Here is a 22,694-nt window from a genome sequence, read left to right as displayed (position 1 = left end):
ACTTCGGACGGCCGCCGTCCGGTCAGGCGTGTCGCTGCGCCGCGACCTGCTCCAGCCCGAGCAGGGTCACGGACTGCTGGCGCATCTCGACCTTGCGCACCTTCCCGGTGACGGTCATCGGGAACTCCTCGACCACGTGCACGTAACGCGGGATCTTGTAGTGCGCCAGCTTGCCCTGGCAGAACTCGCGCACCGCTTCGGTGGTCAGCGGCTCGGCGCCTTCGCGCAGCCGGACCCAGGCCATCAGCTCCTCGCCGTACTTCGCGTCCGGTACGCCGATCACCTGTGCGTCCAGCACATCCGGGTGAGTGTAGAGGAATTCCTCGATCTCGCGGGGGTAGACGTTCTCGCCGCCGCGGATGACCATGTCCTTGATCCGGCCGGTGATGTTGACGTAACCGTCGTCGTCCATCACCGCGAGGTCACCGGTGTGCATCCAGCGCGCGGCGTCGATCGCCTCCGCGGTCTTGTCCGGCTCCTCCCAGTAGCCGAGCATCACCGAATAGCCGCGGGTGCACAGCTCGCCCGGCGTTCCGCGCGGCACGGTGAGCCCGCTCTCCGGGTCGACCACTTTGGACTCCAGATGCGGACCGACCCGGCCCACCGTGGACACCCGGCGCTCCACCGAATCGTCCGCGCGGGTCTGGGTGGACACCGGGGAGGTCTCGGTCATGCCGTAGCAAATGGACACTTCCGCCATGCCCATCCGGTCGATCACCTGCTTCATCACCTCGACCGGGCACGGCGAGCCTGCCATGATCCCGGTTCGCAGCGACGACAGGTCGTGCGTGGCGAAGTCCGGATCGTTGAGTTCGGCGATGAACATGGTCGGCACGCCGTAGAGCGAGGTGCACCGTTCGGCCGCGACCGCGGCGAGCGTCGCCTTCGGGTCGAACCCGGGGGCCGGGATCACCATGCAGCAACCGTGGCTCGTGCACGCGAGGTTGCCCATCACCATGCCGAAACAGTGGTAGAAGGGCACCGGGATGCACACCCGGTCCGCTTCGGTGTAGTTGCACAGCTCGCCGACGAAGTAGCCGTTGTTCAGGATGTTGTGGTGGCTGAGCGTGGCGCCCTTGGGAAAACCCGTGGTGCCGGAGGTGTACTGGATGTTGATCGGATCGTCCGCGGACAGGCCCGCCTGCAGCTTCGCCAGCAGCGCCGGATCACCGCCGCGGCCGGCGTCCATCAGCTCCGCCCACGAGTGCGTGCCCAGCAGGACGACGTACTCCAGGCCAGGACACTTCGGGCGGACCTGCTCGATCATGCCCGCGTAGTCGGAGGTCTTGAAGCTCTCCGCGGCCACCAGCATCCGCACGCCCGCCTGGTTCAGCACGTACTCGAGTTCGTGCGACCGGTAGGAGGGGTTGATGTTGACCAGGATGGCGCCGATCTTGGCCGTGGCGTACTGCAGGATGGTCCACTCCGCCCGGTTCGGCGACCAGATGCCCACCCGGTCGCCCTTGCCGATGCCGGTCGAAACCAGCCCGTGGGCCAGGGTGTCGACGTCGGCGGCCAGCTCGCGGTAGGTCCAGCGTTTCCCCGGATCCCGGTCGACCAGCGCGTCCCGGTCGCCGAACGCGGCCACCGTGCGGTCGAAGTTGTCGCCGATCGTGTCCCCGAGCAGGGGGACGTCGGAGGTTCCGGAGGCGTAGCTCGGCAGGGCGGGGGTGGCGGGCATGAAGTCCTCCCGGACGGTCGTCGTCGACGCGGCCGAGTCTAGCTCCGCACCACCGGCCCGGCCGACGACCGGCGGGGTCCGGTGCCGGTTCCGCTACGCTCGGTGCGGGTTGTTTCGCATTGTTCGCGCGGGAGGGGACGGGGACGTTGCCGGAGGAATTCTCCCTGGGCTGGACCGAGATCGACGTGGCGGTGCAGCGCAGCGGCCTGCCCGCGGCCTGGCATCCGTTCGAGATCCGCAGCGCGGGCCGGACGATGACCGAGCATCGCCGGCTGGCCGAGCAGGCGTGGCAGTCCCTGCGCTCACGGGGCCTGGCGGACGCCGAAAAGCTCGACCCGGACGTCGCGGACACGCTGCGCGCGTGGACCCGTCCCGAGGTGCTGATCATGGTGCGTGCACTCGAGGTACCGGAGAACTCGGTCCGCTACCGGGCGTGTATCGGCGACGGCCTGGGCGTCTTCTCGGAAGAAGTGGACGGCGGGGTGCATTTCCGGCAGATCCGGCCGGAACGGCTCGTGGAGACGGTGCTGAGCATGTTCCCGGACTACCTGCCGCTCCCGGTCCCGCCGATCGCGATCGCGCAAGCCGCACCGAGCCGCGCGCAGACAGCGTCGGACCACTCCGACCTGGACTTCACCTCCGACGCACCGACCGTGTCGCGCCGTGACAAGGCCACGCTCGCCGAGTACTCACGGTGGCCGCTCCACCGCTTCTGCACCGTCGACCTCGCGCTGCGTCCCCGCAACAGCACCCTGAACGCGCTCCCGACCGTCACCGTCGTGGACACCGACGGCGGCCGGTACCTGATCTTCTCCGAACCTCTTCGAGACGGCGGATTCCGCCGCCAGTTCACCCCGTCCAACGGCTCCCACCTGCGGAAGTGGCTGTTCGAAACCATCAGCGACGGGGTTCGGTAACGCGGGACCATGCGCCGAGGCACCTCGGGCGGCGCCTGCGCCGATCCCCACGTTTCACCCCCACCGCGCCCGCTTCACCCGTAGTGTGCACTGTGTGACTCGCCGCTTCGTGATCCTCGCCTGCCTCGCCGCACTCGGCTGCACGCTGGCCGCCTGCGACAGCTCCACCGACGGCAGCGCCAAGCCGGCACCGTCGAGCTCGCCCGCCCGGTCGAGCACGCCTCTGGCCGGCTTGGACCCTTGCCAGACCCTGGACAAGGCGCTGGCGGGGCAAGGCTTCCCGCCCTCGGAGCCGTCGGCGGCCTACCCGAAGCAAGGCTGTATCGCGACCAAACCGACTTTCGGTAGCGCCGGCTTGCTGCTCCAGGACGGCCGCAGCTACAAAGACAACATCTCCGATCCGAGCACGACAAGCACCGGCGACGTCAATCATCGGGCTGCGATCCTCGAACGTAAGCCCGTGGACTCCGTTGGTGACTGCGTGGTCGATCTGGAAGTCAAGCCGAAATCACGTGCAGTAGTCGGAATGTCTCTCTCCAGCGGCTCGACCGACCAGTCCTGCACATCAGTCCGTCAGCTCGCCGAAGCAGCAGAACCCTTGTTGCCCAAGTAGAACCACTCGGAACAGGATCCGATGCCGCGGAACGAAGCCCTAGTACTCCAGCCGGACTTCGTGATCGGGGCTGGTGGGGGGGGGGGGTGCCTGGAGATGGGTGCGGCCGACAGTTGATCATGGTTGGTTGTGTGGACTTCCCAAGATCGCCTGACGGCCGCAGGTGTGAGCATAGACCCTGTCCGGTGGCGGGCGATGTTCGATGAGCTCATGGGGCGGATCGCGGGCCGGTTCGGGCGGGTCGAACCGCGTCGTGGGGCGGAGAAGTTGTTGCTGGGGTTGATGTCTGAGTTGCCGCGGAAGAATTGCTGGACCATCGCCGAGTATGTCGGGGACCCGAGCCCGGACAGGTTGCAGCATGTGCTGGCGCGGGCGGTGTGGGACGCCGACGCGGTACGCGACGACCTGCGTGACTACGTGGTCGAGCACCTCGGTGAGACTGACGCGGTCCTGATCGTGGACGAGACCGGGGATGTGAAGAAAGGCAGCCACACGGTCGGGACGCAGCGCCAGTACACGGGCACTGCTGGGCGGATCGAGAACTCCCAGGTCGCGGTCTATCTGACCTACGCCACCACCGCGGGACACGCCTTCGTGGACCGGGCCCTGTATCTGCCGAAGTCCTGGACCAGCGACCCCGAACGCTGCCACGCGGCCGGAATCGACGAGAACATCGCGTTCGCGACCAAACCGGCGCTGGCCACCGAGATGATCGCCCGCACCCTCGACGCCGGAATCACGGCGTCCTGGGTGACCGGCGACGAAGTGTATGGCGCCGACCCGCACCTGCGCACGGAACTGGAACACCGTGGTGCCGGCTACGTGCTGGCCATCGGACGCGACCGCCGCGTCGCGACCGGAGTCGGCACCTTCCGCCCCGACGACCTCGCGGGACGGCTGCCGAAACACGTGTGGCAACGCTTCTCCGCCGGTGCGGGCGCGAAAGGACACCGCTACTACGACTGGGCCCTGATCGACATCGACCCTGACACCACACCGGCGGGACACCGGTGGCTGCTGATCCGGCGCAACCGCCGCACGAAAGAACTCGCGTTCTACCGCTGCTTCGCAGCCACTGCCACCGCGCTGCCCGTTCTGGTGCGGGTGGCCGGAACCCGATGGCGCGTCGAGGAATCCTTCCAAACCAGCAAAGGACTCACCGGACTTGACCAGCACCAAGTCCGCCGCTGGACCTCCTGGCACCGCTGGACCATCCTGGCGATGCTCGCCCACGCCTTCCTCACCATCGTTGCCGCCACCGAGCGCACCCGGCAAGCGACCTCGACCGACTGGATTTCCTTGACCTGCAACGAAGTCCAGCACCTATTCGCCACACTCGCCATCACACCGATCACCGACATCGCGCACCGACTACGCTGCTCGATCTGGCGCAGACAACACCAATACCGAGCACGGCAGGCCCACTACCAGCGACAAGCCACCCGAGAACCATGAACATCACGATCTACGGCTGGAGTACTAGAATGAAAACAAGTCCGTGGCGCACGCACTCAGGAGGGTGGGAACATGGCAAGCGAATCGAACTTCGACGGTCCGCCCGTCGACACCGGTGCGGTCAATCCGGCCGACCCGGGCAGTCTGCTGGCCATTCCGACTGACGCGGCAGGAGCACAGCGACTCAACGAGGGGGCCAAGCAATTCAAGGCGCTGGCGCAAAGCGGCGGGTTCTCGATCAACGAAGCGGGTTTTCGCGCCTACGAGAAGATCTGTCACGAGTTCCTTGATGGGTACAGCGGAATGAACTTGGAGCTTGCCTTCCTCAGGAAGCCGGCAAAAATGGGAAGCAGCGACTACTCGGTCCAGGTTGCGAACTTCAACACACAGATCGCCGATGGGGAACCCGTAGACCAAGCGCTCATTCCGAATATGAACCTTCTCAAAGAGGGTTTCGAGAAAATCCTGGAAGCCCTGAAGATCGCCCGCAAGAACTACAGGGAAACCGAGGACGCGCATCAGCAGGTCTTCGCGAAGGGCTTGGGAGAGGGGTCATGAACGAGCCACGGGCACAGCACCGCGAATACGAGGCGGACTACTACAGTCACACGCACTCCCAGCTGTCGCAGCAGGCGGCTCCCGGCCGTTTCGGCGCGGAGGACCAGCAGAACGTCCGGGACGGGGTCGACGCGCGGACGCAGCAGGCGGCCGCGAACTACTCCGTCACCCAGGGGCAGCATCTCGTCGAGGGGCAGACGCTGCGGGGTGACGGGCCGGCACCCGACGCCAATTACGCGTCGCACGATCACCAAGAGCTGTACGACATGGTCCACACCGACATGGACGCGGGCGATATCGACGCGAAAGGGCGGGTCGCCAACAAGCTCGGCAACTGGCTCGCCGACATTTCCAGTTCGCTCAGCAACGCCTCCAGCGCGGCCGGCATCGAATGGCAGGGCAGCGGCGCGGAAGCGGCTCACGGGTTCTTTCAGCAAACCGCGAAGTACACCACGCAGACCGCCAATGCCGCGCAGTTGAGTTCGAACCGCTATTCACAGCAGTCCGCGGCCGCCGACTACGCGCAGAAGAACATGCCCGAGCCGACGGGGTTCAACCAGGACGCCGAGATGAAGAACGTCATGCAGGCGTTCTCCGGCGGCGACCCGCTCAAAGGCGCGGCCATGGCCAGCCAGATGCAGGCCAAGCAGCAGCAGGCGGACGCCGCGCACCAGCAGGCGACGCAGGTCATGCACGGACTCGACAGCACGTACCACGAGACGTCGACCAGCCAACCGGCCTACACTCCGCCTCCGCAGCTCGGCGGGACGGACAACAGCACGCACATCAGCAGCGCGTCACCGGTGACCGCGACCGGCGGAAGCGCCTACAGCGGCCCCGGCGGCGGCGGGAACTTCTCGGCCACGGGCCAGCCGGTCGGTCCCGGCGGCAGCGGCTTCACCCCGCCCGGCAGCACTGTCGGCGGCGGCAACGGCGTCGCCCCGGGCCCCGGTGCCAGCACCGGCTCCGGCGCGTTCAACCCCACCGGCACGGGCCCCGGCGGCTTCCGCGGCCCGACGGCGCCTGGCGGGATCGGCGGACGGCTCGTCCCCGAAGCCCTCGGCCTCGGAGCCGGCGGCGGGAACCTGGGCAACGCGGGGCAGGACACCCCACGCAGCCGGCCCGGCATCGGCACCGGACGCTCGGGCGGCGGCTACGCCGGCAACCGCGTCGCCGGCGGCAGCAAGGGACCGGGTGGCGTCCCGGAAGAAGGCGGCGGAAACCGCAGCGGCAGCGGCAAGGCCGCCGGCCTGGAGCGCGGCGCCACGGCGGCCTCCGAAGCAGCCAAGGCCGGCAAGAACGGCGTCGCCGGCGGAGCAGCCGGAAACGGCAAGAAGAAGGAAGAGGACAAGGAACACAAGAACAAGGTCCCCACCCAGATCGACCCCGACGAGGTCTTCGAGATCCGCCCGGAACGCGGCCCCGACGGCGAGAAGATCACCCCGCCGGTCATCGGCGGCTGACCCCCAGCCGGGCCGGCGGGATGGCGAGCCCGTCCCGCCGGCCGCCGAGCCGGGTTCTACGGCCTGTCCACCGCGAAGACCCGCCGGTAGCGCTCTCGTGAGGTCCGGCGTGCGGTTTTCGCCCGCGAGGTGCAAAGGCCCCGCCAGTGCCGAGTGAATGCAGCCGATCCCCGCGACGAGCGGTATTTGAAGTAGATGGAGTACCTCCCGCACGCAAGACAGACCGGCAAAACCCGGGGAAACCCCTGAGGTTTCGTCGGTTGCTCGCCGGTAGCGTGCACGGTATGCGGTTCTACGTGGTGGACGCCTTCACCGGTGATGCGTTCGCCGGGAATCCGGCTGGGGTCGTGGTGCTCGACGGGCCCGCTGATCCTGGCTGGATGCAGCGGGTGGCGGCCGAGATGAAGCATTCGGAGACCGCGTTCGTGCTGCCCTCCGGAGACACCACCGGGCTGCGCTGGTTCACGCCGGCCACCGAGGTCGATCTCTGTGGGCACGCCACCGTGGCCGCCACGCAGGTGCTCGGCGGGGAGCAGACCTACGACACCCGTTCCGGTCTGCTGCGCTGCACCAAACATGCCGACGGCTGGATCGAGCTCGACTTCCCCGCCGACGAACCGCGCGCGACCCAGGACGACGTCAGCCGGATTCTTCCCGGGTACACGCCGAGCTACGTGGGGCGCGCCAGGGAGAACCTGTTCGTCGAGCTGGGCACCGCCGAAGAGGTCCGCAGGGCCGAGCCGGACCTCGACGCGCTCCGGGACACCTGGACCGGGCGCCTGGTCGTCACGGCCAAGGGTTCCGGCACCGATTTCGTCAGCCGGTTCTTCGGGCCCGGGGTCGGCGTGGACGAGGACCCGGTCACCGGGTCCGCGCACTGCTGCCTCGCGCCCTACTGGAGCCGGAAACTGGGCAGGACCGCGCTGGTCGGCGCGCAGGTATCGGCACGGGGTGGCGTCGTCGCGACCACCGTCGACGGCGACCGGGTGCGGTTGCGCGGACAGGCGGTCACCGTCGTGAGTGGGGAGTTGCACGTCTGATGCGTCTGGTCCTGAACCTCATCTGGCTCGTCTTCTCCGGCCTGTGGATGGCGCTGGGCTACCTGGTGGCCGGCGTCGTCTGCTGCATCCTGATCGTCACCATCCCGTTCGGCATCGCGTCGTTCCGGATCGCCGCCTACGCGCTGTGGCCGTTCGGACGGACGGTGGTGGACCGCCGGGACGCGGGCGCCGGCTCGCTGCTGGGCAACGTCGTCTGGTTCGTCTTCGCCGGGCTGTGGCTCACCATCGGGCACATCCTGAGCGGGATCGCGCTGTGCATCACGATCATCGGCATCCCGCTCGGCCTGGCGAACTTCAAGCTGATCCCGGTTTCCCTGATGCCGCTGGGCAAGGAGATCGTGGACCTGCCCTAGTTGCGTGTCTGACAGATGTTTCCGTCGGTTGCCGCTGGCCGTGTGGTGGTCTCAGTTGCTCTCGGATGCGCAGTGGGCGTTGGTCGAGGATCTGCTGCCGGTTCGCACCGGTCGGCGTGGTCGTCCGTTCTCTGATGCTCGGGCGATGGTCGAGGGGATCATCTACCGGTATCGATGCGGGTTGGCGTGCCGGGATGTGCCGGCGGTGTTCGGTCCGTGACAGACGATCTGGACCTGGCATCGCCGGATGACCGGCGACGGTATCTGGGACCTCGTGCTGCCGCGCCTGCTCGCCGAAGCAGACGCGGCGGGTCTGGTGGATTGGTCGGTGTCGGTGGATTCGACGATCGCGCGGGCGCATCAGCACGCCACCAACATCACCCGACTCACCAGGGGGCGGCGACAAGGCTTACTCCTCGCGGACGATCCGTGGGCATCTGCGCGACCGCGGGATCACCGGAACGTGGTCGAGTGACGATTCAACCTGCTCAAGCAATGGCGTGGTCTGGCCACTCGCTACGACTGTCTCGCCATCGTCTACCGATCAGCGGTAGTCCTGCATGCGGTGATCACCTGGACCAGAGCATTGTCAGACGCACCCTAGTCCACCGGGACGAACGGCAGTCGCACCACCAGGCACGGGCCGCCGACGAACAGGCCGCCGTCGATGCCGAGGGCCTTGCCGCCCGCGTACAGGTACGGGGCCTCGATCTGGGTCGGGTGGATGCCCAGCTGGTCGGCGATCACGCTGTGGCCGTGCACGATCCGCGTGCCGCCCAGTGCGTCCAGCAGGTGCTGGGCGTTGTCCTCGCCGTCCGGGCCGCGGAAGGCGTAGCGGGTCGTCATCCGCCGCCACACGTCCCACCACGCGGCCAGGTCGTTGCCGGTCAGGATCTCGTGCACGGAGGCGTTGATCGACTCCAGGTCGTCGCCCCAGTCGAGGTACTCCAGGGTGTCGGAGTGCATCAGCAGGTGGTCGTCGGCCAGTGCCATCAGCGGCCGTTCGGTGAGCCATTCGATGTGCTCGGGAGTCAACCGGTCCTGATCCGACAGCAGGCCGCCGTTGATCTCCCAGCTGCGGGCGAAGCTGCGCGGGCCGAAGTCGGACGGCACCGCGCGATCGCCGAAGTGGTACATCCCCAGCAGCAGGATCTCGTGGTTGCCCAGCAACATCTGCACCGACCCGCCGGCGTCGGCCGCCTGCTCCTGCAGATCCCGGACCAGGTCGATGACCCCGACGCCGTCCGGGCCGCGGTCGGTGAAGTCGCCGAGGAAACACAGCCGGTCCTGCTCGCCGGTCCACGTGCCGTCGCCGTCGACCAGTCCCTCGGCGCGCAGTGCGTCGACGAGTGCGTCCCGGTGTCCGTGGACGTCCCCCACCACGTACAAGCTCATCGTTCGACGATAGGCCCTGTTCTCGTCCGGGTGGCGGTCAGCCTTGGCCGAACGGGTCCTCGGTTCGCCCGATCAGGTCGGCGACCGAGTCGAGCACCATGGTCGGACGGTACGGGTAGCGGTCCACCGACTCCTCGGTGGAGATGCCGGTGAGCACGAGGATCGTCTGCAGCCCGGCCTCGATGCCCGAATGCACGTCGGTGTCCATCCGGTCGCCGATCATCAGGGTCGACTCCGAATGCGCGCCGAGCCTGCGCAACGCGGACCGCATCATCAGTGGGTTCGGTTTGCCCACGTAGTACGGCGAGCGTCCGGTGGCCTTCTCGATCAGCGCGGCGACCGACCCGGTGGCCGGCATCGAGCCCTCCACGCTGGGACCGGTGGCGTCCGGGTTCGTCGCGATGAACTTCGCGCCGCGTTCGATCAGCCGGATCGCGTTGGTGATCGCGCTGAAGCTGTACGTGCGGGTCTCACCCAGCACCACGTAGTCCGGATCGCGTTCAGTGAGCACGTAACCGACCTCGTGCAGCGCCGTGGTCAGCCCGGCCTCGCCGATCACGAACGCGGTGCCGTTCGGCCGCTGCGAGTCCAGGAACCGCGCGGTGGCCAGCGCCGAGGTCCAGATCGACTCCTCGGGGATGTCCAGGCCGGTGCGCAGCAGCCGCGCACGCAGATCGCGCGGGGTGTAGATCGAGTTGTTGGTGAGCACCAGGAAGTCGATCTCGTTGCGACGCAGTTCGGCGAGGAACTCCTCGGCCCGTGGCACGAGCTGCTCCTCGCGCACCAGGACACCGTCCATGTCGCTCAGGTACGTCCAGCGGCGTTCGGTCACCTTCTCGTGCCCTCGTTTCTCGATCACGCCAGCCCAGCTTCTGAACCGTATCAGTCGGCGGCCGGGTGTACAGCCACCGTCGCGGCCTTGACCGACAGCGTGACCGGCGATCCCGGCTCCAGTTCCAGGTCCGCGACCGCAGCCGGCGTGAGGTCTGCCGACAGCCCCGCCGCCCACGGCGGGCCGCCGGCGACGCGCAACCGGATCACCGGTCCGTGTGGTTCCAGCCCGGCGACGGTGACCTCGACGGTGTTGCGCGGGCTGCCGTGGTGCTCCCCGTCGTGCGGGTACACCGACACCGCGCTGGGCTCGAACACCGCGACGGCCGCCTGGCCCACCACGACGTCCGGGGCCGGCAGTCCGGTGATGACCTCGCCGGACGCGGTGCGCAGCCCGTCCTCGGTGGCGACCCCGGCGACCAGGTTCAGCCCGGCGATCCGGGCGGTGAACGCGGTGCGTGGCGCACCCAGTACCTCCCGGGTCGGACCGCGTTCGACGATCCGGCCGCCGGCCAGCACGGCGACGTGGTCGGCCAGCGCCAGTGCGTCGAGCGGATCGTGGGTGACCAGCACGGTCGTCGGCCCCTCGCGCAGCACCCGGCGCAGCAGCCCTCGGATCGCCGGTGCCGAGTCGACGTCGAGGGCCGCGAACGGTTCGTCCAGCAGCAGCAGCTCCGGCGACGAGGCCAGTGCACGGGCGATCGCCACCCGCTGCTGCTGCCCGCCCGAGAGCTGCCCCGGCCGGCGTTTCGCGAACTCCGCCGCGTCCACTTCGGTCAGCCACCGGAGCGCGGCCTCGCGCGCCCGCGCACGGCTCTGCCCTGCCGAACGCGGGGCGAACGCGACGTTGTCCACGGCGGACAGGTGTGGAAACAGAAGCGCGTCCTGGGAAAGCAGCCCGATCCGGCGCTCGTGTGGTGGCAGGTCGACGCCGGGGCCCACCAGCTGCCGTCCGGCCAGCGTCACGTCGGCGCCGTGCACCGGCAGCAGCCCGGCGAGGCTGCCCAGCACGGTGGACTTTCCGGAACCGTTGGGGCCCAGCAAGGCGAGCACGGAACCGGCAGGCACGGTGAACTCGACGTCGAGGGCGAAGGTGCCCCGGGAAAGCGCGAGGCGCGCCGAGAGCGTCACCGCAGACCGCCTTCCCACGAACGCGGCCGGGCCACCGCGATCACCACGATGGCGACCACGATGAGCAGCAACGCGAGCGCCACCGCGCTGTCGATGTCCACCTCGGCCTGGTTGTACACCTCGAGCGGCAAGGTACGGGTGACGCCTTCCAGGCTTCCGGCGAAGGTGATGGTCGCCCCGAATTCGCCGAGCGCACGCGCGAAACTCAGCACCATGCCGGAACCGAGCGCGGGCAGCAGCAGCGGCAGCGTGACCCGGCGGAACACCGTCCACGGGCGCGCGCCGAGCGTGGCCGCGACCTGTTCGTAGCGGTCCCCCGAACCACGCAACGCACCTTCCAGGCTGACCACCAGGAACGGCATCGCCACGAACGTCTGCGCGATCACCACCGCGCCTGTGGTGAACGGCACCTGCTCGCCGATCAGCCAGTTCACCAGCTGACCGAGAAAACCCTTGCGGCCCAGCAGATACAGCAGCGCCAGCCCGCCGACCACCGGCGGCAGCACGAGCGGCAGCAGCACGACCGAGCGCAGCAGCCGTACGCCGGGTACGCGGGAGCGGGCCAATACCACCGCCAGCGGCACCCCGAGCACGACACACGCCACAGTGGACAGTGCGGCGGTCGTCACCGACAGCTGCAGCGCGTGCAGTGACGACGGAGTCACCAGCAGCGAGGGGAACCTGGTCAGATTCGTGCGCACCAGCAGGCCGACGACCGGCAGCACCACCAGCGCCAGCGCGAGGACGGCGGGGAACCAGAGCACGAGGGGAAGACGCGAATGCGGCGGCCGGGAACCGGCCGCCGCACCCGAACCGCCCCTACCGGGCCGTGCCAAACCCGACCTTGGTCAGCTCCGCCTTGCCCTGCGCACCGAGCACGAAGTCGGTGAACTGCTTGGCCAGCGCCGCCTGCGGCGCGTCCTTCACCGAGGCGATCGGATAGTTGTTGACCGCGCCCGCCGACTCCGGGAAGTCGACCTTGTCCACCTTGCCCGACGCGGACGTGGCGTCGGTCACGTACACCAGCCCGGCGTCCGCGTCCCCGGACTGGACCTTCGTCAGGACCTGCTTCACGTCTTTTTCCTCGCTCGCCGGCTTGAGCGTGGTTCCGGTGCTCTTCTCCACCTTCTCGGTGGCCGAACCACACGGCACCTGCGGCGCGCAGACCACGACGGTGAGCCCGTCCCCGGCCAGGTCGGCGAAGGACTTGATGCCCTTCGGGTTGCCCTTGGCCACCGCGATGGCCAGCTTGTTGGTGGCGAACACGGTGGGCTGCCCGTCGATCACGCCACCGTCGACCGCCTTGGTCATGTTCTTCTCGTCGGCCGAGGCGAACACGTCCGCCTTGGCCCCGTTGTCCAGCTTCTGGACCAGGGACGAGGAGCCCTCGAAGTCGAAGGAGACCTTGACCCCCGGGTGCGCGGCCTCGAACTGCTTGCCCAGCGCGGTGAACGATTCGGTCAGCGAGGCCGCGGCGAACACGGTCAGCGTGCCGCTGCTCGGCGCGGGCGCCGCGCTCGATCCCGGACCGGCACTGCTGCTGGGCTCGTCGCCCGAACTGCACGCACCCGCGAGCAGGGCGACCGCCGTGGTGCCGGCAGCGACTAGGGCGAGCTTCTTCATCTGCTTCCTTCCGGGGTTTCCACCACGACGGTGGTCGCCTTCACCACGGCCACCGCGAGCACGCCCGGGCGCAGCCCGAGCTCGCGAACGGCTTCGGTGCTCATCAGTGACACCACTCGGTGCGCCCCGCACTGGAGCTCGACCTGGGCCATCACCTTGTCGGCGACGACCTCGGTGACCAGCCCGACGAAGCGGTTGCGTGCGGAGCGCCCGACCGCCGACGGATCCTCGGGACCGGCCGCCTGCGCTCGGGCGAACCCGGCGAGCTGGGCCCCGTCGACCACCTTGCGGCCGGCCGCGTCCTCGGACGCGGTCAGCTGGCCGGCCCGGACCCACCGGCGAACCGTGTCGTCACTGACGCCGAGCAGCCGGGCGGCCTCGGACAACCGAAATTGCGGCATGGCCGGAACATTATCGCCGCAGATGCGGAAAAGCCATGCGGTCGCCGATTTTCCGGGTAACGCTTCGATCATTCAGCGCGGCCCCGACGGCAGGCTTTCCCGTGCCCGCCGCGACCGGCCCGATCCGGCGCTGGACAAGGGATTCCGCACCGGTCCCACCACGTGGAAACCTGGCACGGAGAAAACCGGTGACTTCGGACACGATGCACCTCTGCTTTTCCGCTCCGGCCGAGCTATCCTGGGCACAATGACCGCAGTACATCTCGGGTTTCCTCGCGTCCCCGGTACACGAGGTCCCGCCAGCGCGCCCCGTCCCGAGCATCCCGGTCTCGTCGACTCCTTCGGTCGCGTGGCGACCGACCTGCGAGTCTCCCTCACCGACCGGTGCAATCTGCGCTGTACCTACTGCATGCCGGCCGAGGGGCTCGACTGGCTGCCCGGCGACCAGGTGCTGACCGACGACGAGCTGGTGCGGCTGATGCGCATCGCGGTCGAGCAGCTGGGCATCACCGACATCCGGCTCACCGGCGGCGAACCGCTCCTGCGCCCGGGCCTGGAGGACATCGTCGGACGGGTCACCGCACTGCGCCCGCGCCCGCGGGTCTCGATGACCACCAACGGGATCGGACTGGCCAAGCGCGCGAGCGGGCTCGCCGCGGCGGGGCTGGACCGGATCAACGTCTCGCTCGACACGATCGATCGCGCACGGTTCGCGGAGCTGACCCGCCGCGACCGGCTCCCGCACGTGCTGGCCGGGCTCGCCGCCGCGCGCGACGCGGGCCTCACGCCGGTGAAGATCAACTCGGTACTGATGCGCGGGCTGAACGAGGACGAGGCCGCGCCGCTGCTGCGATTCTGCCTGGACGAGGGCTACCACCTGCGGTTCATCGAGCAGATGCCGCTGGACGCCCAGCACGGCTGGGACCGCGCGGACATGATCACCGCCGAGGAGATCCTGGCCAAGCTCGGCGAGCAGTTCGAGCTGTCGCCGTTCCCGGCGGCCCGCGGTGGCGCCCCGGCGGAACGCTGGCTGGTCGACGGCGGACCCGGTGACGTGGGCGTGATCGCGTCGGTGACCAGGCCGTTCTGCTCCGCCTGCGAGCGCACCCGGCTGACCGCGGACGGCGCGGTCCGCTCCTGCCTGTTCTCGAACGACGAAACGGATCTGCGTTCCCTCGTGCGCGCGGGCGCGCGCGATGAGGAGGTGGCGGACGCGTGGCGGGCGACCATGTGGCGCAAGCTCGCGGGCCACGAAATCAACGAGGCCGGCTTCGCGCAGCCGATCCGGCCGATGAGTGCGATCGGCGGATGACCATGCCAGCTCAGCAGGCGGTGACGGTCGTCGTCCGCTACTTCGCGTCCGCACGGGCCGCGGCCGGCCTGGACGAGGAGAAGGTGGAGCTGCCGGCGGGCACCACGGTGACCGGCGCGATCGACGCGGTGCGCGCGTTGCACCCCGGGCAACTCGCCCGGGTCCTCGAAGCCGCCAGCTTCCTCGTGAACGAGGTCGCGGTACGTGACCGATCTCGCACCCTCGGTGACGGTTGCCGGCTCGACGTCCTCCCGCCGTTCGCCGGCGGCTGAGATTCCCGCATCCCGCCACTCACCCGGCTGAGTGCCGCACAGAACGGCGAAGTGCCGCGATCCGGCCGGTTGGTCCGGACCACCGCAGAGCGCGTCGCAGCCACGCTGAGCGGCATTCGCGTTTAAACCTACTCTCCGAAGCAGTTCGCTCACGGCGTATTCAAGCAGTTTCCCCAGAACCACTCCGACTGCACTGGCGAGGCACTACGGCAATGGTTAAGGTACCCGCGCTTTAGCGGTACGAATGGCCCCTTGACGTCTTATGGACGTGACCCAAGCCTCACGATCCGTGAAATATCTCGGCCAGAAAACGGCCTGATAACGGCGCTCTGACCTGGGAGAACATGCGGATCGAAGGAAGGTTGCGCGTGTTACTGTGATGTAGGTCACGGTCCATATGATTTCCGATCACGGCCATCGTTACGTACCGTCGCTTTTCGGTTGGCCCCGAACCGACCAAGCAACACCGGGATTCCGTAGCGCCCAGCCCTGTCCGACGGATCCCGGACCCATACCCCGAGCGAAAGCATTTCCGGACAGGGACGAGGGGACGAGGACGACACGCCGTGTGCCGTCCGCGTCTGCCGCCCGGCAACGGGCGGACGGGCTCCCAACCCGACCCACAGCAGCAGGCTCGTAGGCGCAGGAAGCGAGATGTTTTCAAATGTCGTACCGAGGCAAGCACCGCAAGATGTCCGCTGCCACCCGCACGATCGCCCGCGTCGCTGTCGCGGGTATCGCGGTCGGCGCGCCCCTCGCCATCGCCACGACCCCCGCGTCGGCGACCGACTGGGACGCCATCGCGCAGTGTGAGAGCAGCGGCAACTGGAGCACCAACACCGGCAACGGCTACCACGGTGGTCTCCAGTTCTCGCAGAGCACCTGGAAGGCCTATGGCGGCAGCGGCAGCGCGGAGAACGCTTCGCGTGAGCAGCAGATCGCCGTGGCCGAGCGTGTCATGGATGCCCAGGGCCCAGGCGCGTGGCCGGTGTGCAGCAAGAAGGGTGGCAGCACTTCGTCGTCCTCCTCGCACCACACGACCAAGCACAGCACCAAGTCGTCGTCCAAGTCCACGAAGAGCACCACGCCGAAGAAGGTGACCAAGCCGGTCGCCGCGCTCGGCAGCTCGAACCCGAACGGTGACTACACCGTCGTGGCCGGCGACACGCTGACCAAGATCGCGCAGAAGTTCAACGTCCAGGGCGGCTACCAGAAGCTGCAGGACCTGAACGAGAAGTACGTGCCGAACGCCGACATGATCGCGGTCGGCCAGAAGCTCGCCACCAAGTGATCCTCGGCCTCCTCGGGAGGCCGGCACCGGTGCAGCTTCCGCTGTAGTCCGAACGAAAGGGCCCCACCGCGTCAATCCCCTGGCGGTGGGGCCCTTTTCGGCGTCAAGGCCGGCTCAGGGCGAGTTGACCCATTCGTCGGTGCCGTCGGTGAAGTGCTGGTGTTTCCACACCGGCAGCCGGGCCTTGACCTCGTCGACGAGGTCCGCGCAGGCGGTGAACGCCGCCCGGCGGTGGTCGGCGGCGACGGCGCAGGCCAGCGCGATGTCGCCGATGGTCAGCGCGCCGACGCGGTGGCTCACGGCGACCGCCCGGACGCCGGTCCACCGGGCAGCCAGCTCGGCGACCACTTCGGTGAGCACATCGCGTGCCGTGGGGTGTCCTTCATAGGTCAGGTCCCGCACGCCCTTGCCGCCGTCGTGGTCGCGGACCACGCCGGCGAACGTGACCACGGCGCCGGCCGCGTCGTCCGACACGAGCCGGGCGTGCTCGTCCACCGACAACGGCTGGTCGCTCACGTCGGCACGCAGGATCCGCACCCCGTGCCCGGTCGCGCCGGCAGCAGGACCGGGCCGCGGGTGGTCGCCGCCGGCGAGCTGGTCGACGGCGTGGCCGAGAATGTCCTCGAGCACGCGCAGTCCGTCCTTCACGCCGCCGCTCGACCCCGGCAGGTTCACCACGAGCGTGCGGCCCGCGACCCCGGCCACTCCACGGGAGAGGACCGCGGTGGGGACCTTGGGCAGACCGGCAGCCCGGATGGCGTCCGCGACGCCGGGCAGCTCGTGGTCCAGTACGCCGCGGGTGACGTCCGGGGTCCGGTCGGTCGGCGAAATGCCGGTGCCGCCGGTGGTCAGCACGACGGCGACGGGCTCGGCCACCGCGGCCCGCAACGCCACGCCCACCGGATCGCCGTCCTCGACCACCACCGGCGCGGGCACGTCGTAGCCGCGCTCACGCAGCCACGCGACGATCACCGGACCGGTCTTGTCCTCGTAGACACCCCGCGCGGCGCGGTTGGACGCCACGATCACCCGGGCACGCCGAGGCGCGGCCGACGCCACCCCTTCCGCGGCCGAGGTACCCACGGCGGGAGACGGTGCGTCGCCGCTGCTCGGCACCGTTCCGCCACCGCTCTCCGCCGACGTCCCAGGCACCACCCCGCCGCCCGTCGCTCCGGAAGAAGGTTCGTCGCCGATGGTCATGACTGCCGCTCCCAGGTGCCGGTTTTGCCGCCGTCCTTGCGGAGCAGGCGGACCGCGTCGAGACTCGCGGCCGGGTCCACCGCCTTGATCATGTCGTGCACGGTGAGGCCGGCGACCGCGACCGCGGTGAGAGCCTCCATCTCGACCCCGGTGACGTCGGTGGTCTTGGCCGTGGCCGTGATGTGCACCGCGGACCCGGCCAGCTCGAACTCGACCTTCACCCCGGACAACGCGATCTGGTGGCACAGCGGGATCAGCTCCGGCACGCGTTTGGCCGCCATGATCCCGGCGATCCGCGCCGTGGCCAGCGCGTCGCCCTTCGGCAGGCCGCCCTCGGCCAGCAGGCCCACCACCTCGGTGGTGGTGTGCACCGTGCCACCGGCCAGCGCCGTGCGGGCGGTCGCCGTCTTGCCCGAAACGTCGACCATCCGGGCAGCGCCGGTTTCGTCGACGTGGCTGAGTTCACTCACGCCGCCGAGGCTACTGCGCCGGGGTCAGCGCGGGACGGCCTGCTCCGCGCGCACGGCGTTGCGCACCGCCTCGGCGACCGCGGGCGCGACCGCGTTGTCGAACACACTCGGCACGATGAACGACGCGTTGAGCTTGCCGTTGTCCACCACGTCGGCGATCGCGTCCGCGGCGGCCAGCAGCATGGTGTCGTCGATGTTGTGCGCGGCGGCGTCGAGCAGACCGCGGAACACGCCGGGGAAGGCCAGCACGTTGTTGATCTGGTTCGGGAAGTCGCTGCGGCCGGTGGCCACCACGGCGGCGTGCTTCTGCGCCTCCAGCGGGTCGACCTCCGGGTCCGGGTTGGCCAGCGCGAAGACCACCGCGTCGGAGTTCATCGTGGCCACCTGCTCGGCGCCGAACAGGTTCGGGGCGGAAACGCCGATGAACACGTCCGCGCCGACGAGCGCGTCGTGCAGCGTGCCGGTCTGCTTGCCGGTGTTGGTGTGCTCGGCGATCCAGGCGAGGTTGTCGTCCAGGTTGCCGCGGTCCGGGTGGACGATGCCGTCGATGTCCGCGGCGACGATGTCGCCCGGGTTCCGGCTCAGCAGCAGCCGGATGATCGCGGAGCCGGCCGCGCCGACCCCGCTGACCACGATCTTGCAGTCCTCGAGCCGCTTGCCGACCACCCGCAGCGCATTGCGCAGCGCGGCCACCACCACGATCGCGGTGCCGTGCTGATCGTCGTGGAACACCGGGATGTCGAGCTGCTCGCGCAGCCGCTTCTCGATCTCGAAGCACCGCGGCGCGGCGATGTCCTCGAGGTTGATCCCGGCGTACACCGGGGCCAGTGCCTTGGCGATCGTGATGATCTCCTCGGTGTCCTGGGTGTCCAGGCACACCGGCCAGGCGTCCACGTCGGCGAACTTCTTGAACAGCGCCGCCTTGCCCTCCATCACCGGCAGCGCCGCGGCCGGGCCGATGTTGCCGAGGCCGAGCACCGCGGACCCGTCGGTGAGCACGGCCACGGTGTTGCGCTTGATGGTCAGCCGGCGCGCGTCCTCCGGGTTCGCCGCGATCGCCTGGCACACCCGCGCGACACCCGGCGTGTAGGCACGGGAGAGGTCGTCACGGTTGCGGAGCGCGACCTTCGGGCTGACCTCGATCTTGCCGCCGAGGTGGATCAGGAACGTCCGGTCGGAGACCTTCCGCACGCGCACACCCGGCAGCGAGTCGAGCGCCTGGGTGATGTCCTGCGCGTGGTTCTCCGACAGCGCGTTGGCGCTGATGTCGATCACGATGGTGTCGGCGTGCGATTCGACGACGTCGAACGCCGTCAGCACCCCACCGACGCGCCCGACGGCGGTGGTGAGATCACCGGCGGCGCTGGACGAAGCCGGGGCCTCGACCCGGACAGTGATGGAATACCCGGGACCGGGAACCGGCATGGCACTTCTCCCCGCTGAGCCTGGAAAGGTAGGACGGTGCCGAATTTAGTCCCGTGACCACGGCCACCCGACGCCAACCGGGTGACTCGCCGGTAACTTCGCGCTCGTGAGTGCCGGGTCCGGTGAGCACCGGCTCTGCCACTGACGAGGTGGGTCAGCGGTTGATCTCGGTTTCCGGGTGCACGTAGGGCACCTGCTCCAGGGGGAAGGTCAGGTCGCCGAAGGGGGACAGCGCGCCCTGCCGGTCGGACGACAGCTCGGTGACCGGGTGCTCGCCCGGTTCGGCCGGCCAGGTCGGGTCGATGCCCTTGTTCGTGCGCTTCTCGCCGTTGGCCACTGTGTCCTCCCGAGACCCTCTTCCGACTGCTCACCCACAGTCTGCCCGAACGCCGCCCGCGCCCGCGCACCCGCCCGGTATCCTGGAGTTCTATGCCCGCGACCTCTCTGGCGGACTGGCTGCGTGCGGAGCCCGACGAGGCACTCGCCGAGCTGCTGCGCACGCGTCGCGATCTGTCCACGCCCCCACCGTCCGACACCACCGTGCTCGCCACCCGCGCCGGGACCCCCGGATCGGTCGCCCGAGCCTGCGAAGACCTCGACACCGCCACCCTCGCGGTCCTCGACGCGCTGCTGGTCGCGGGCGCCGACGCGGCGACCGTGCCGGTGTCCGAGGTACGCGCGCTCGTCGGCCGCGACGTCGCGGGCTCGCTCGCGAAGCTCCGTGCCCGGGTACTCGTGTGGGGCGCGGACGACGCGCTCCGGGTGCCGCCCGCGGCCCGCGACGCGCTGGGGCCGTTCCCGGCCGGGCTCGGTGCGCCGTCGCCCGCGCTGGCGGCCACCGACGTCGAGGCCCGGCTGGCCGAGGCCGGGGAGGACGAACGGGCCGTGCTCACCGCGCTCGCCGCCGGCCCGCCGATCGGCCGCACCCGGGACGCGAGCTTCGATGTGTCGCTTTCGGACGCGGCCACGCCGGTGCAGAAGCTGCTCGCCCGCGGCCTGCTGCTGCGCCGCGACGACCAGACCGTGGAGCTGCCCAGGGAGCTGGGACTGCTGCTGCGCGGCGGGGTCGCGTTCGAACCGGCCACGCTGACCGAACCGGAGCTGCCGGTCCATCCACATCGGACGGACACGGTGGACGAGACCGCGGCCGGCGAGGCGATGGAACTGCTGCGGCAGGTGGAATCCCTGCTCCGGTCCTGGTCGCAGCTCCCGCCGCCGGTGCTGAAGGCAGGCGGGCTCGGCGTGCGCGAGCTGAAGAAGCTGGCCAAGGACCTCGATGTGGACGAACCACGCGCGACGCTGCTGGCCGAGCTGGTCGTGGGCGCCGGGCTCGTGGCCGACAGCGAGAACACCACGCCGGAATGGGTGCCGACCACGCTCACCGACAGCTGGCTCGCTTCACCGGCGGTGCAGCGCTGGATGACGCTCGCGCAGGCGTGGCTCGAACTGCCGCGGCTACCGGGCCTCGCCGGCGGGCGGGACGCCAAGGACAAGCCGATCGCGCCGTTGTCGGAAGAGCTGCGGCGGCCGTTGGCCCCGGCCGGGCGGCGGCGGGTGCTCGCCGCGCTGGCCGAACTGCCCGAAGGCGCGGGAGTGAAGAGCGTCGACGAGCTGGTCCAGGTGCTGGCTTGGCGGGCGCCGCGGCGTGGCGGCCGGCTGCGGGACGAGACCGTGCGGTGGACGATGGCGGAGGCGACCGCACTCGGGCTCGTCGGCCTCGGCGGACTGACCACGGGCACCCGGCTGCTCCTGGACGACGACCGCGCGGGCGCCGTGGAAGCCCTGCACGACGCGTTGCCCACGCCGGTGGACCACGTACTCGTGCAGGCCGACCTGACGGTGGTCGCGCCGGGCCCGCTCGAGACCGACCTTGCCGCCGCCATGGCCGCGGTCGCCGACGTCGAATCGGCCGGGCACGCCACGGTCTACCGGGTCACCGAAACGTCCGTGCGCCGGGCACTCGACACCGGGCGCACCGCGGACGAGCTGCACGCGATGTTCCGCGACAAATCGGCCACCCCGGTACCGCAGGGACTCACCTACCTGATCGACGACGTGGCCCGCCGCCACGGCCGGTTGCGCGGCGGGGCGGCCGGATCGTTCCTGCGCTGCGACGACGAAGCGCTGCTGGCCGAAGTCCTGGCCCATCCGGTCGCCGGAGAGTACGACCTGCGAATGATCGCGCCGACCGTGCTGATCAGCTCGGCCCCGCTGGCCGACGTGTTGGAAGCGTTGCGGGGGGCGGGTTTCGCCCCGGCCGCCGAAGGACCGGACGGCCGCGTGGTCGACCTGCGTCCGAGCGGGCGCCGGCTGCCGGGCCGCGCCCGCACCGCCCGCGCGCGCCCCGGCGAACCCGCGGTGCTGTCCGAAGAACAGGCCACCCGCATCGTGTCCAACCTCCGTGCCGGTGACCAGGCGGCGGCCCGCCGGCGCGGTTCCGCGGTACGGGCGCCCGGAGGTGGCGGCAAGGACACCACGGCGACCCTCGACCTGCTGTCCCGGGCGACCCTGGAACAGCGTGAGGTGTGGATCGGTTTCGTCGACTCCCGCGGCACGGCCAGTCAGCGCGTGGTGCGCCCGCTGCGCGTCGGCGGCGGCGTGCTGGAAGGTGCGAACCAGGAGCGATATCCGTTGCACCGCATCACTTCCGCGGCGCTGGTGGAAGACTGACCGGCGCAGTTCGGGCCGGCTGAGGGAGTTCGGCCTTCGCGAGTCCTGGAGGGAAGATGATCCTGCCGGCAGTGCGTGATCCCCGCATGGTGACCATCCGCCGAGGTGGCTCGCTGACCGACTCGGATCACCAGTTGCTCGCGCTGTGGGCGGCGATGTGCGCTGAGCACGTCCTGGACTGGTTCGAACGCGAGCAGCCCGGCGATGCACGACCACGGGAAGCGATCGCGGCCGCCCGGGCCTGGGCGAGCGGCGACCTGCCGATGATGCGGGCGCGCGCGCTGGGCGGGCACGCGATGGGGGCCGCTCGGCCCCTCGCCGGGGCAGCCCGCTTCGCCGCCTACTCGGCCGGGCAGGCCGCCTGCGTCGGCCACGTCGCGGAACACGACCTCGGCGCCGCGGCGTACGCGATCAAGGCCGTGCGCAGCGCGCACCCGGACGCCCCCGAGACAGGCCGGGCCGAACGCGACTGGCAGCGCGACCAACTACCCGACCCGATCCGCACCCTGGTCCTCGAAGACCAGGCCCGCCGCGACAGCATCTGCTGGTCGGCCTTCTCCGCCTGAAACGCC

25 protein-coding genes and 1 pseudogene are annotated in these 22,694 nt (G+C 69.8%); 14 read left to right on the top strand and 12 right to left on the bottom strand.

What is annotated here, in order from left to right:
* Window positions 1–22 precede the first annotated feature (22 nt).
* Window positions 23–1,681, bottom strand: a complete 1,659-nt coding sequence (locus BJY18_RS27120) for an AMP-binding protein (protein ID WP_184782760.1) — start codon at window positions 1,679–1,681, stop codon at window positions 23–25.
* A 146-nt stretch (window positions 1,682–1,827) separates the two neighbouring features.
* Here BJY18_RS27120 and BJY18_RS27115 point away from each other — a divergent pair, with 146 nt between their 5' ends.
* The 9 genes from BJY18_RS27115 (at window position 1,828) to BJY18_RS38100 (ending at window position 8,576) form a co-directional block, all read left to right on the top strand.
* On the top strand, window positions 1,828–2,598 hold the full coding sequence (locus tag BJY18_RS27115; RefSeq protein ID WP_184782759.1) for an ESX secretion-associated protein EspG: 771 nt from the start codon (window positions 1,828–1,830) through the stop codon (window positions 2,596–2,598).
* 94 nt (window positions 2,599–2,692) lie between these two features.
* The gene (locus BJY18_RS27110; RefSeq protein WP_184782758.1) at window positions 2,693–3,211 is read left to right on the top strand and encodes a hypothetical protein; all 519 of its coding nucleotides are present in this window, start codon (window positions 2,693–2,695) and stop codon (window positions 3,209–3,211) included.
* 195 nt (window positions 3,212–3,406) lie between these two features.
* Window positions 3,407–4,666, top strand: coding sequence for an IS701 family transposase (locus tag BJY18_RS27105; RefSeq protein ID WP_446680338.1), 1,260 nt, complete (start codon window positions 3,407–3,409; stop codon window positions 4,664–4,666).
* 72 nt (window positions 4,667–4,738) lie between these two features.
* Entirely contained in the window at window positions 4,739–5,224 is a 486-nt protein-coding gene (locus BJY18_RS27100) for a hypothetical protein (RefSeq protein WP_184782757.1), read from the top strand.
* Window positions 5,221–6,687, top strand: a complete 1,467-nt coding sequence (locus BJY18_RS27095; RefSeq protein ID WP_184782756.1) for a hypothetical protein — start codon at window positions 5,221–5,223, stop codon at window positions 6,685–6,687. The genes BJY18_RS27100 and BJY18_RS27095 overlap by 4 nt, the downstream gene beginning before the upstream one ends.
* A 284-nt stretch (window positions 6,688–6,971) precedes the next feature.
* A complete protein-coding gene (locus BJY18_RS27090) occupies window positions 6,972–7,727 on the top strand; it encodes a PhzF family protein (protein WP_184782755.1) in 756 nt (251 codons plus the stop codon).
* Window positions 7,727–8,101: a YccF domain-containing protein gene (locus BJY18_RS27085; protein ID WP_184782754.1), complete on the top strand. Its 375-nt coding sequence runs from the start codon at window positions 7,727–7,729 to the stop codon at window positions 8,099–8,101. Before BJY18_RS27090 ends, BJY18_RS27085 begins: the two co-directional genes overlap by 1 nt.
* A 4-nt stretch (window positions 8,102–8,105) precedes the next feature.
* Window positions 8,106–8,321, top strand: coding sequence for a transposase (locus BJY18_RS38105; protein ID WP_376774733.1), 216 nt, complete (start codon window positions 8,106–8,108; stop codon window positions 8,319–8,321).
* 27 nt (window positions 8,322–8,348) lie between these two features.
* Window positions 8,349–8,576 carry a hypothetical protein gene (locus tag BJY18_RS38100; RefSeq protein ID WP_376774732.1) on the top strand — a complete coding sequence of 76 codons (228 nt, stop codon included), beginning with the start codon at window positions 8,349–8,351 and terminating at the stop codon, window positions 8,574–8,576.
* A gap of 125 nt (window positions 8,577–8,701) precedes the next feature.
* Here the strand turns inward: BJY18_RS38100 and BJY18_RS27075 are convergent, their stop codons facing one another.
* The 7 genes and pseudogenes from BJY18_RS27075 to BJY18_RS27050 all read right to left on the bottom strand — a co-directional run bounded on the left by BJY18_RS27075 (window position 8,702) and on the right by BJY18_RS27050 (window position 13,482).
* Entirely contained in the window at window positions 8,702–9,496 is a 795-nt protein-coding gene (locus BJY18_RS27075; RefSeq protein WP_184782753.1) for a metallophosphoesterase, read from the bottom strand.
* 37 nt (window positions 9,497–9,533) lie between these two features.
* The gene (locus BJY18_RS27070) at window positions 9,534–10,328 is read right to left on the bottom strand and encodes an HAD-IIA family hydrolase (protein ID WP_184784865.1); all 795 of its coding nucleotides are present in this window, start codon (window positions 10,326–10,328) and stop codon (window positions 9,534–9,536) included.
* A gap of 50 nt (window positions 10,329–10,378) precedes the next feature.
* Window positions 10,379–10,621, bottom strand: a complete 243-nt coding sequence (locus tag BJY18_RS38270) for a TOBE domain-containing protein (protein ID WP_446680366.1) — start codon at window positions 10,619–10,621, stop codon at window positions 10,379–10,381.
* A gap of 267 nt (window positions 10,622–10,888) precedes the next feature.
* A pseudogene (locus tag BJY18_RS38265) lies at window positions 10,889–11,458 on the bottom strand (sulfate/molybdate ABC transporter ATP-binding protein); the annotation flags it as partial.
* Window positions 11,455–12,222: an ABC transporter permease gene (locus BJY18_RS27060; protein WP_184782751.1), complete on the bottom strand. Its 768-nt coding sequence runs from the start codon at window positions 12,220–12,222 to the stop codon at window positions 11,455–11,457. The gene BJY18_RS27060 and the pseudogene BJY18_RS38265, both read right to left, overlap by 4 nt.
* 55 nt (window positions 12,223–12,277) lie before the next feature.
* Window positions 12,278–13,081 (bottom strand): molybdate ABC transporter substrate-binding protein, encoded by an 804-nt coding sequence (gene modA / locus BJY18_RS27055; RefSeq protein ID WP_184782750.1) that lies wholly within the window; start codon window positions 13,079–13,081, stop codon window positions 12,278–12,280.
* Window positions 13,078–13,482, bottom strand: a complete 405-nt coding sequence (locus tag BJY18_RS27050; protein ID WP_184782749.1) for a TOBE domain-containing protein — start codon at window positions 13,480–13,482, stop codon at window positions 13,078–13,080. Before BJY18_RS27050 ends, modA begins: the two co-directional genes overlap by 4 nt.
* A 247-nt stretch (window positions 13,483–13,729) precedes the next feature.
* On the opposite strand from BJY18_RS27050, the gene moaA reads away from it, so the two are divergent.
* From moaA to BJY18_RS27035, 3 genes are all read left to right on the top strand, one after another.
* Window positions 13,730–14,794 (top strand): GTP 3',8-cyclase MoaA, encoded by a 1,065-nt coding sequence (moaA, locus tag BJY18_RS27045; RefSeq protein ID WP_184782748.1) that lies wholly within the window; start codon window positions 13,730–13,732, stop codon window positions 14,792–14,794.
* A complete protein-coding gene (locus tag BJY18_RS27040) occupies window positions 14,791–15,066 on the top strand; it encodes a MoaD/ThiS family protein (RefSeq protein ID WP_184782747.1) in 276 nt (91 codons plus the stop codon). Before moaA ends, BJY18_RS27040 begins: the two co-directional genes overlap by 4 nt.
* A 664-nt stretch (window positions 15,067–15,730) precedes the next feature.
* Window positions 15,731–16,357, top strand: coding sequence for a transglycosylase family protein (locus BJY18_RS27035; RefSeq protein ID WP_184782746.1), 627 nt, complete (start codon window positions 15,731–15,733; stop codon window positions 16,355–16,357).
* Window positions 16,358–16,471: 114 nt separating this feature from the next.
* Here BJY18_RS27035 and BJY18_RS37530 read toward each other — a convergent pair whose 3' ends face one another.
* From BJY18_RS37530 to BJY18_RS27015, 4 genes are all read right to left on the bottom strand, one after another.
* Window positions 16,472–17,440 (bottom strand): molybdenum cofactor biosynthesis protein MoaE, encoded by a 969-nt coding sequence (locus tag BJY18_RS37530; RefSeq protein WP_312873970.1) that lies wholly within the window; start codon window positions 17,438–17,440, stop codon window positions 16,472–16,474.
* 113 nt (window positions 17,441–17,553) lie between these two features.
* On the bottom strand, window positions 17,554–18,027 hold the full coding sequence (gene moaC, locus BJY18_RS27025) for a cyclic pyranopterin monophosphate synthase MoaC (RefSeq protein ID WP_184782744.1): 474 nt from the start codon (window positions 18,025–18,027) through the stop codon (window positions 17,554–17,556).
* Window positions 18,028–18,051: 24 nt separating this feature from the next.
* Window positions 18,052–19,452 carry an NAD-dependent malic enzyme gene (locus BJY18_RS27020; RefSeq protein WP_184782743.1) on the bottom strand — a complete coding sequence of 467 codons (1,401 nt, stop codon included), beginning with the start codon at window positions 19,450–19,452 and terminating at the stop codon, window positions 18,052–18,054.
* Between the two features lie 154 nt (window positions 19,453–19,606).
* Window positions 19,607–19,789: a hypothetical protein gene (locus BJY18_RS27015; protein ID WP_184782742.1), complete on the bottom strand. Its 183-nt coding sequence runs from the start codon at window positions 19,787–19,789 to the stop codon at window positions 19,607–19,609.
* Window positions 19,790–19,881: 92 nt separating this feature from the next.
* Here BJY18_RS27015 and BJY18_RS27010 point away from each other — a divergent pair, with 92 nt between their 5' ends.
* Window positions 19,882–22,122, top strand: a complete 2,241-nt coding sequence (locus tag BJY18_RS27010) for a helicase-associated domain-containing protein (protein WP_184782741.1) — start codon at window positions 19,882–19,884, stop codon at window positions 22,120–22,122.
* Between the two features lie 56 nt (window positions 22,123–22,178).
* On the top strand, window positions 22,179–22,688 hold the full coding sequence (locus BJY18_RS27005) for a putative immunity protein (protein WP_184782740.1): 510 nt from the start codon (window positions 22,179–22,181) through the stop codon (window positions 22,686–22,688).
* The last annotated feature ends 6 nt before the right edge of the window (window positions 22,689–22,694 follow it).

Source organism: Amycolatopsis jiangsuensis (assembly GCF_014204865.1).
In the GTDB taxonomy this organism is placed as follows: Bacteria; Actinomycetota; Actinomycetes; order Mycobacteriales; family Pseudonocardiaceae; genus Amycolatopsis; species Amycolatopsis jiangsuensis.
The sequence above is the reverse complement of the archived record's forward strand: the minus strand, read 5'-3'. Positions and strand labels throughout refer to the sequence as shown.

Excerpts from the sequence above, each read along its gene's own strand:
- BJY18_RS27085 (WP_184782754.1), top strand. The coding sequence starts at position 7,727 with ATGCGTCTGGTCCTGAACCTCATCTGGCTCGTCTTCTCCGGCCTGTGG.
- moaA (WP_184782748.1), top strand. The coding sequence starts at position 13,730 with ATGACCGCAGTACATCTCGGGTTTCCTCGCGTCCCCGGTACACGAGGT.
- BJY18_RS27040 (WP_184782747.1), top strand. The coding sequence starts at position 14,791 with ATGACCATGCCAGCTCAGCAGGCGGTGACGGTCGTCGTCCGCTACTTC.
- BJY18_RS27035 (WP_184782746.1), top strand. The coding sequence starts at position 15,731 with ATGTCGTACCGAGGCAAGCACCGCAAGATGTCCGCTGCCACCCGCACG.
- BJY18_RS27020 (WP_184782743.1), bottom strand. The coding sequence starts at position 19,452 with ATGCCGGTTCCCGGTCCCGGGTATTCCATCACTGTCCGGGTCGAGGCC.
- BJY18_RS27075 (WP_184782753.1), bottom strand. The coding sequence starts at position 9,496 with ATGAGCTTGTACGTGGTGGGGGACGTCCACGGACACCGGGACGCACTC.
- BJY18_RS27100 (WP_184782757.1), top strand. The coding sequence starts at position 4,739 with ATGGCAAGCGAATCGAACTTCGACGGTCCGCCCGTCGACACCGGTGCG.
- BJY18_RS27105 (WP_446680338.1), top strand. The coding sequence starts at position 3,407 with ATGTTCGATGAGCTCATGGGGCGGATCGCGGGCCGGTTCGGGCGGGTC.
- BJY18_RS27010 (WP_184782741.1), top strand. The coding sequence starts at position 19,882 with ATGCCCGCGACCTCTCTGGCGGACTGGCTGCGTGCGGAGCCCGACGAG.
- BJY18_RS27005 (WP_184782740.1), top strand. The coding sequence starts at position 22,179 with ATGATCCTGCCGGCAGTGCGTGATCCCCGCATGGTGACCATCCGCCGA.
- BJY18_RS38100 (WP_376774732.1), top strand. The coding sequence starts at position 8,349 with ATGACCGGCGACGGTATCTGGGACCTCGTGCTGCCGCGCCTGCTCGCC.
- BJY18_RS27050 (WP_184782749.1), bottom strand. The coding sequence starts at position 13,482 with ATGCCGCAATTTCGGTTGTCCGAGGCCGCCCGGCTGCTCGGCGTCAGT.
- BJY18_RS27090 (WP_184782755.1), top strand. The coding sequence starts at position 6,972 with ATGCGGTTCTACGTGGTGGACGCCTTCACCGGTGATGCGTTCGCCGGG.
- modA (WP_184782750.1), bottom strand. The coding sequence starts at position 13,081 with ATGAAGAAGCTCGCCCTAGTCGCTGCCGGCACCACGGCGGTCGCCCTG.
- BJY18_RS27120 (WP_184782760.1), bottom strand. The coding sequence starts at position 1,681 with ATGCCCGCCACCCCCGCCCTGCCGAGCTACGCCTCCGGAACCTCCGAC.
- BJY18_RS27095 (WP_184782756.1), top strand. The coding sequence starts at position 5,221 with ATGAACGAGCCACGGGCACAGCACCGCGAATACGAGGCGGACTACTAC.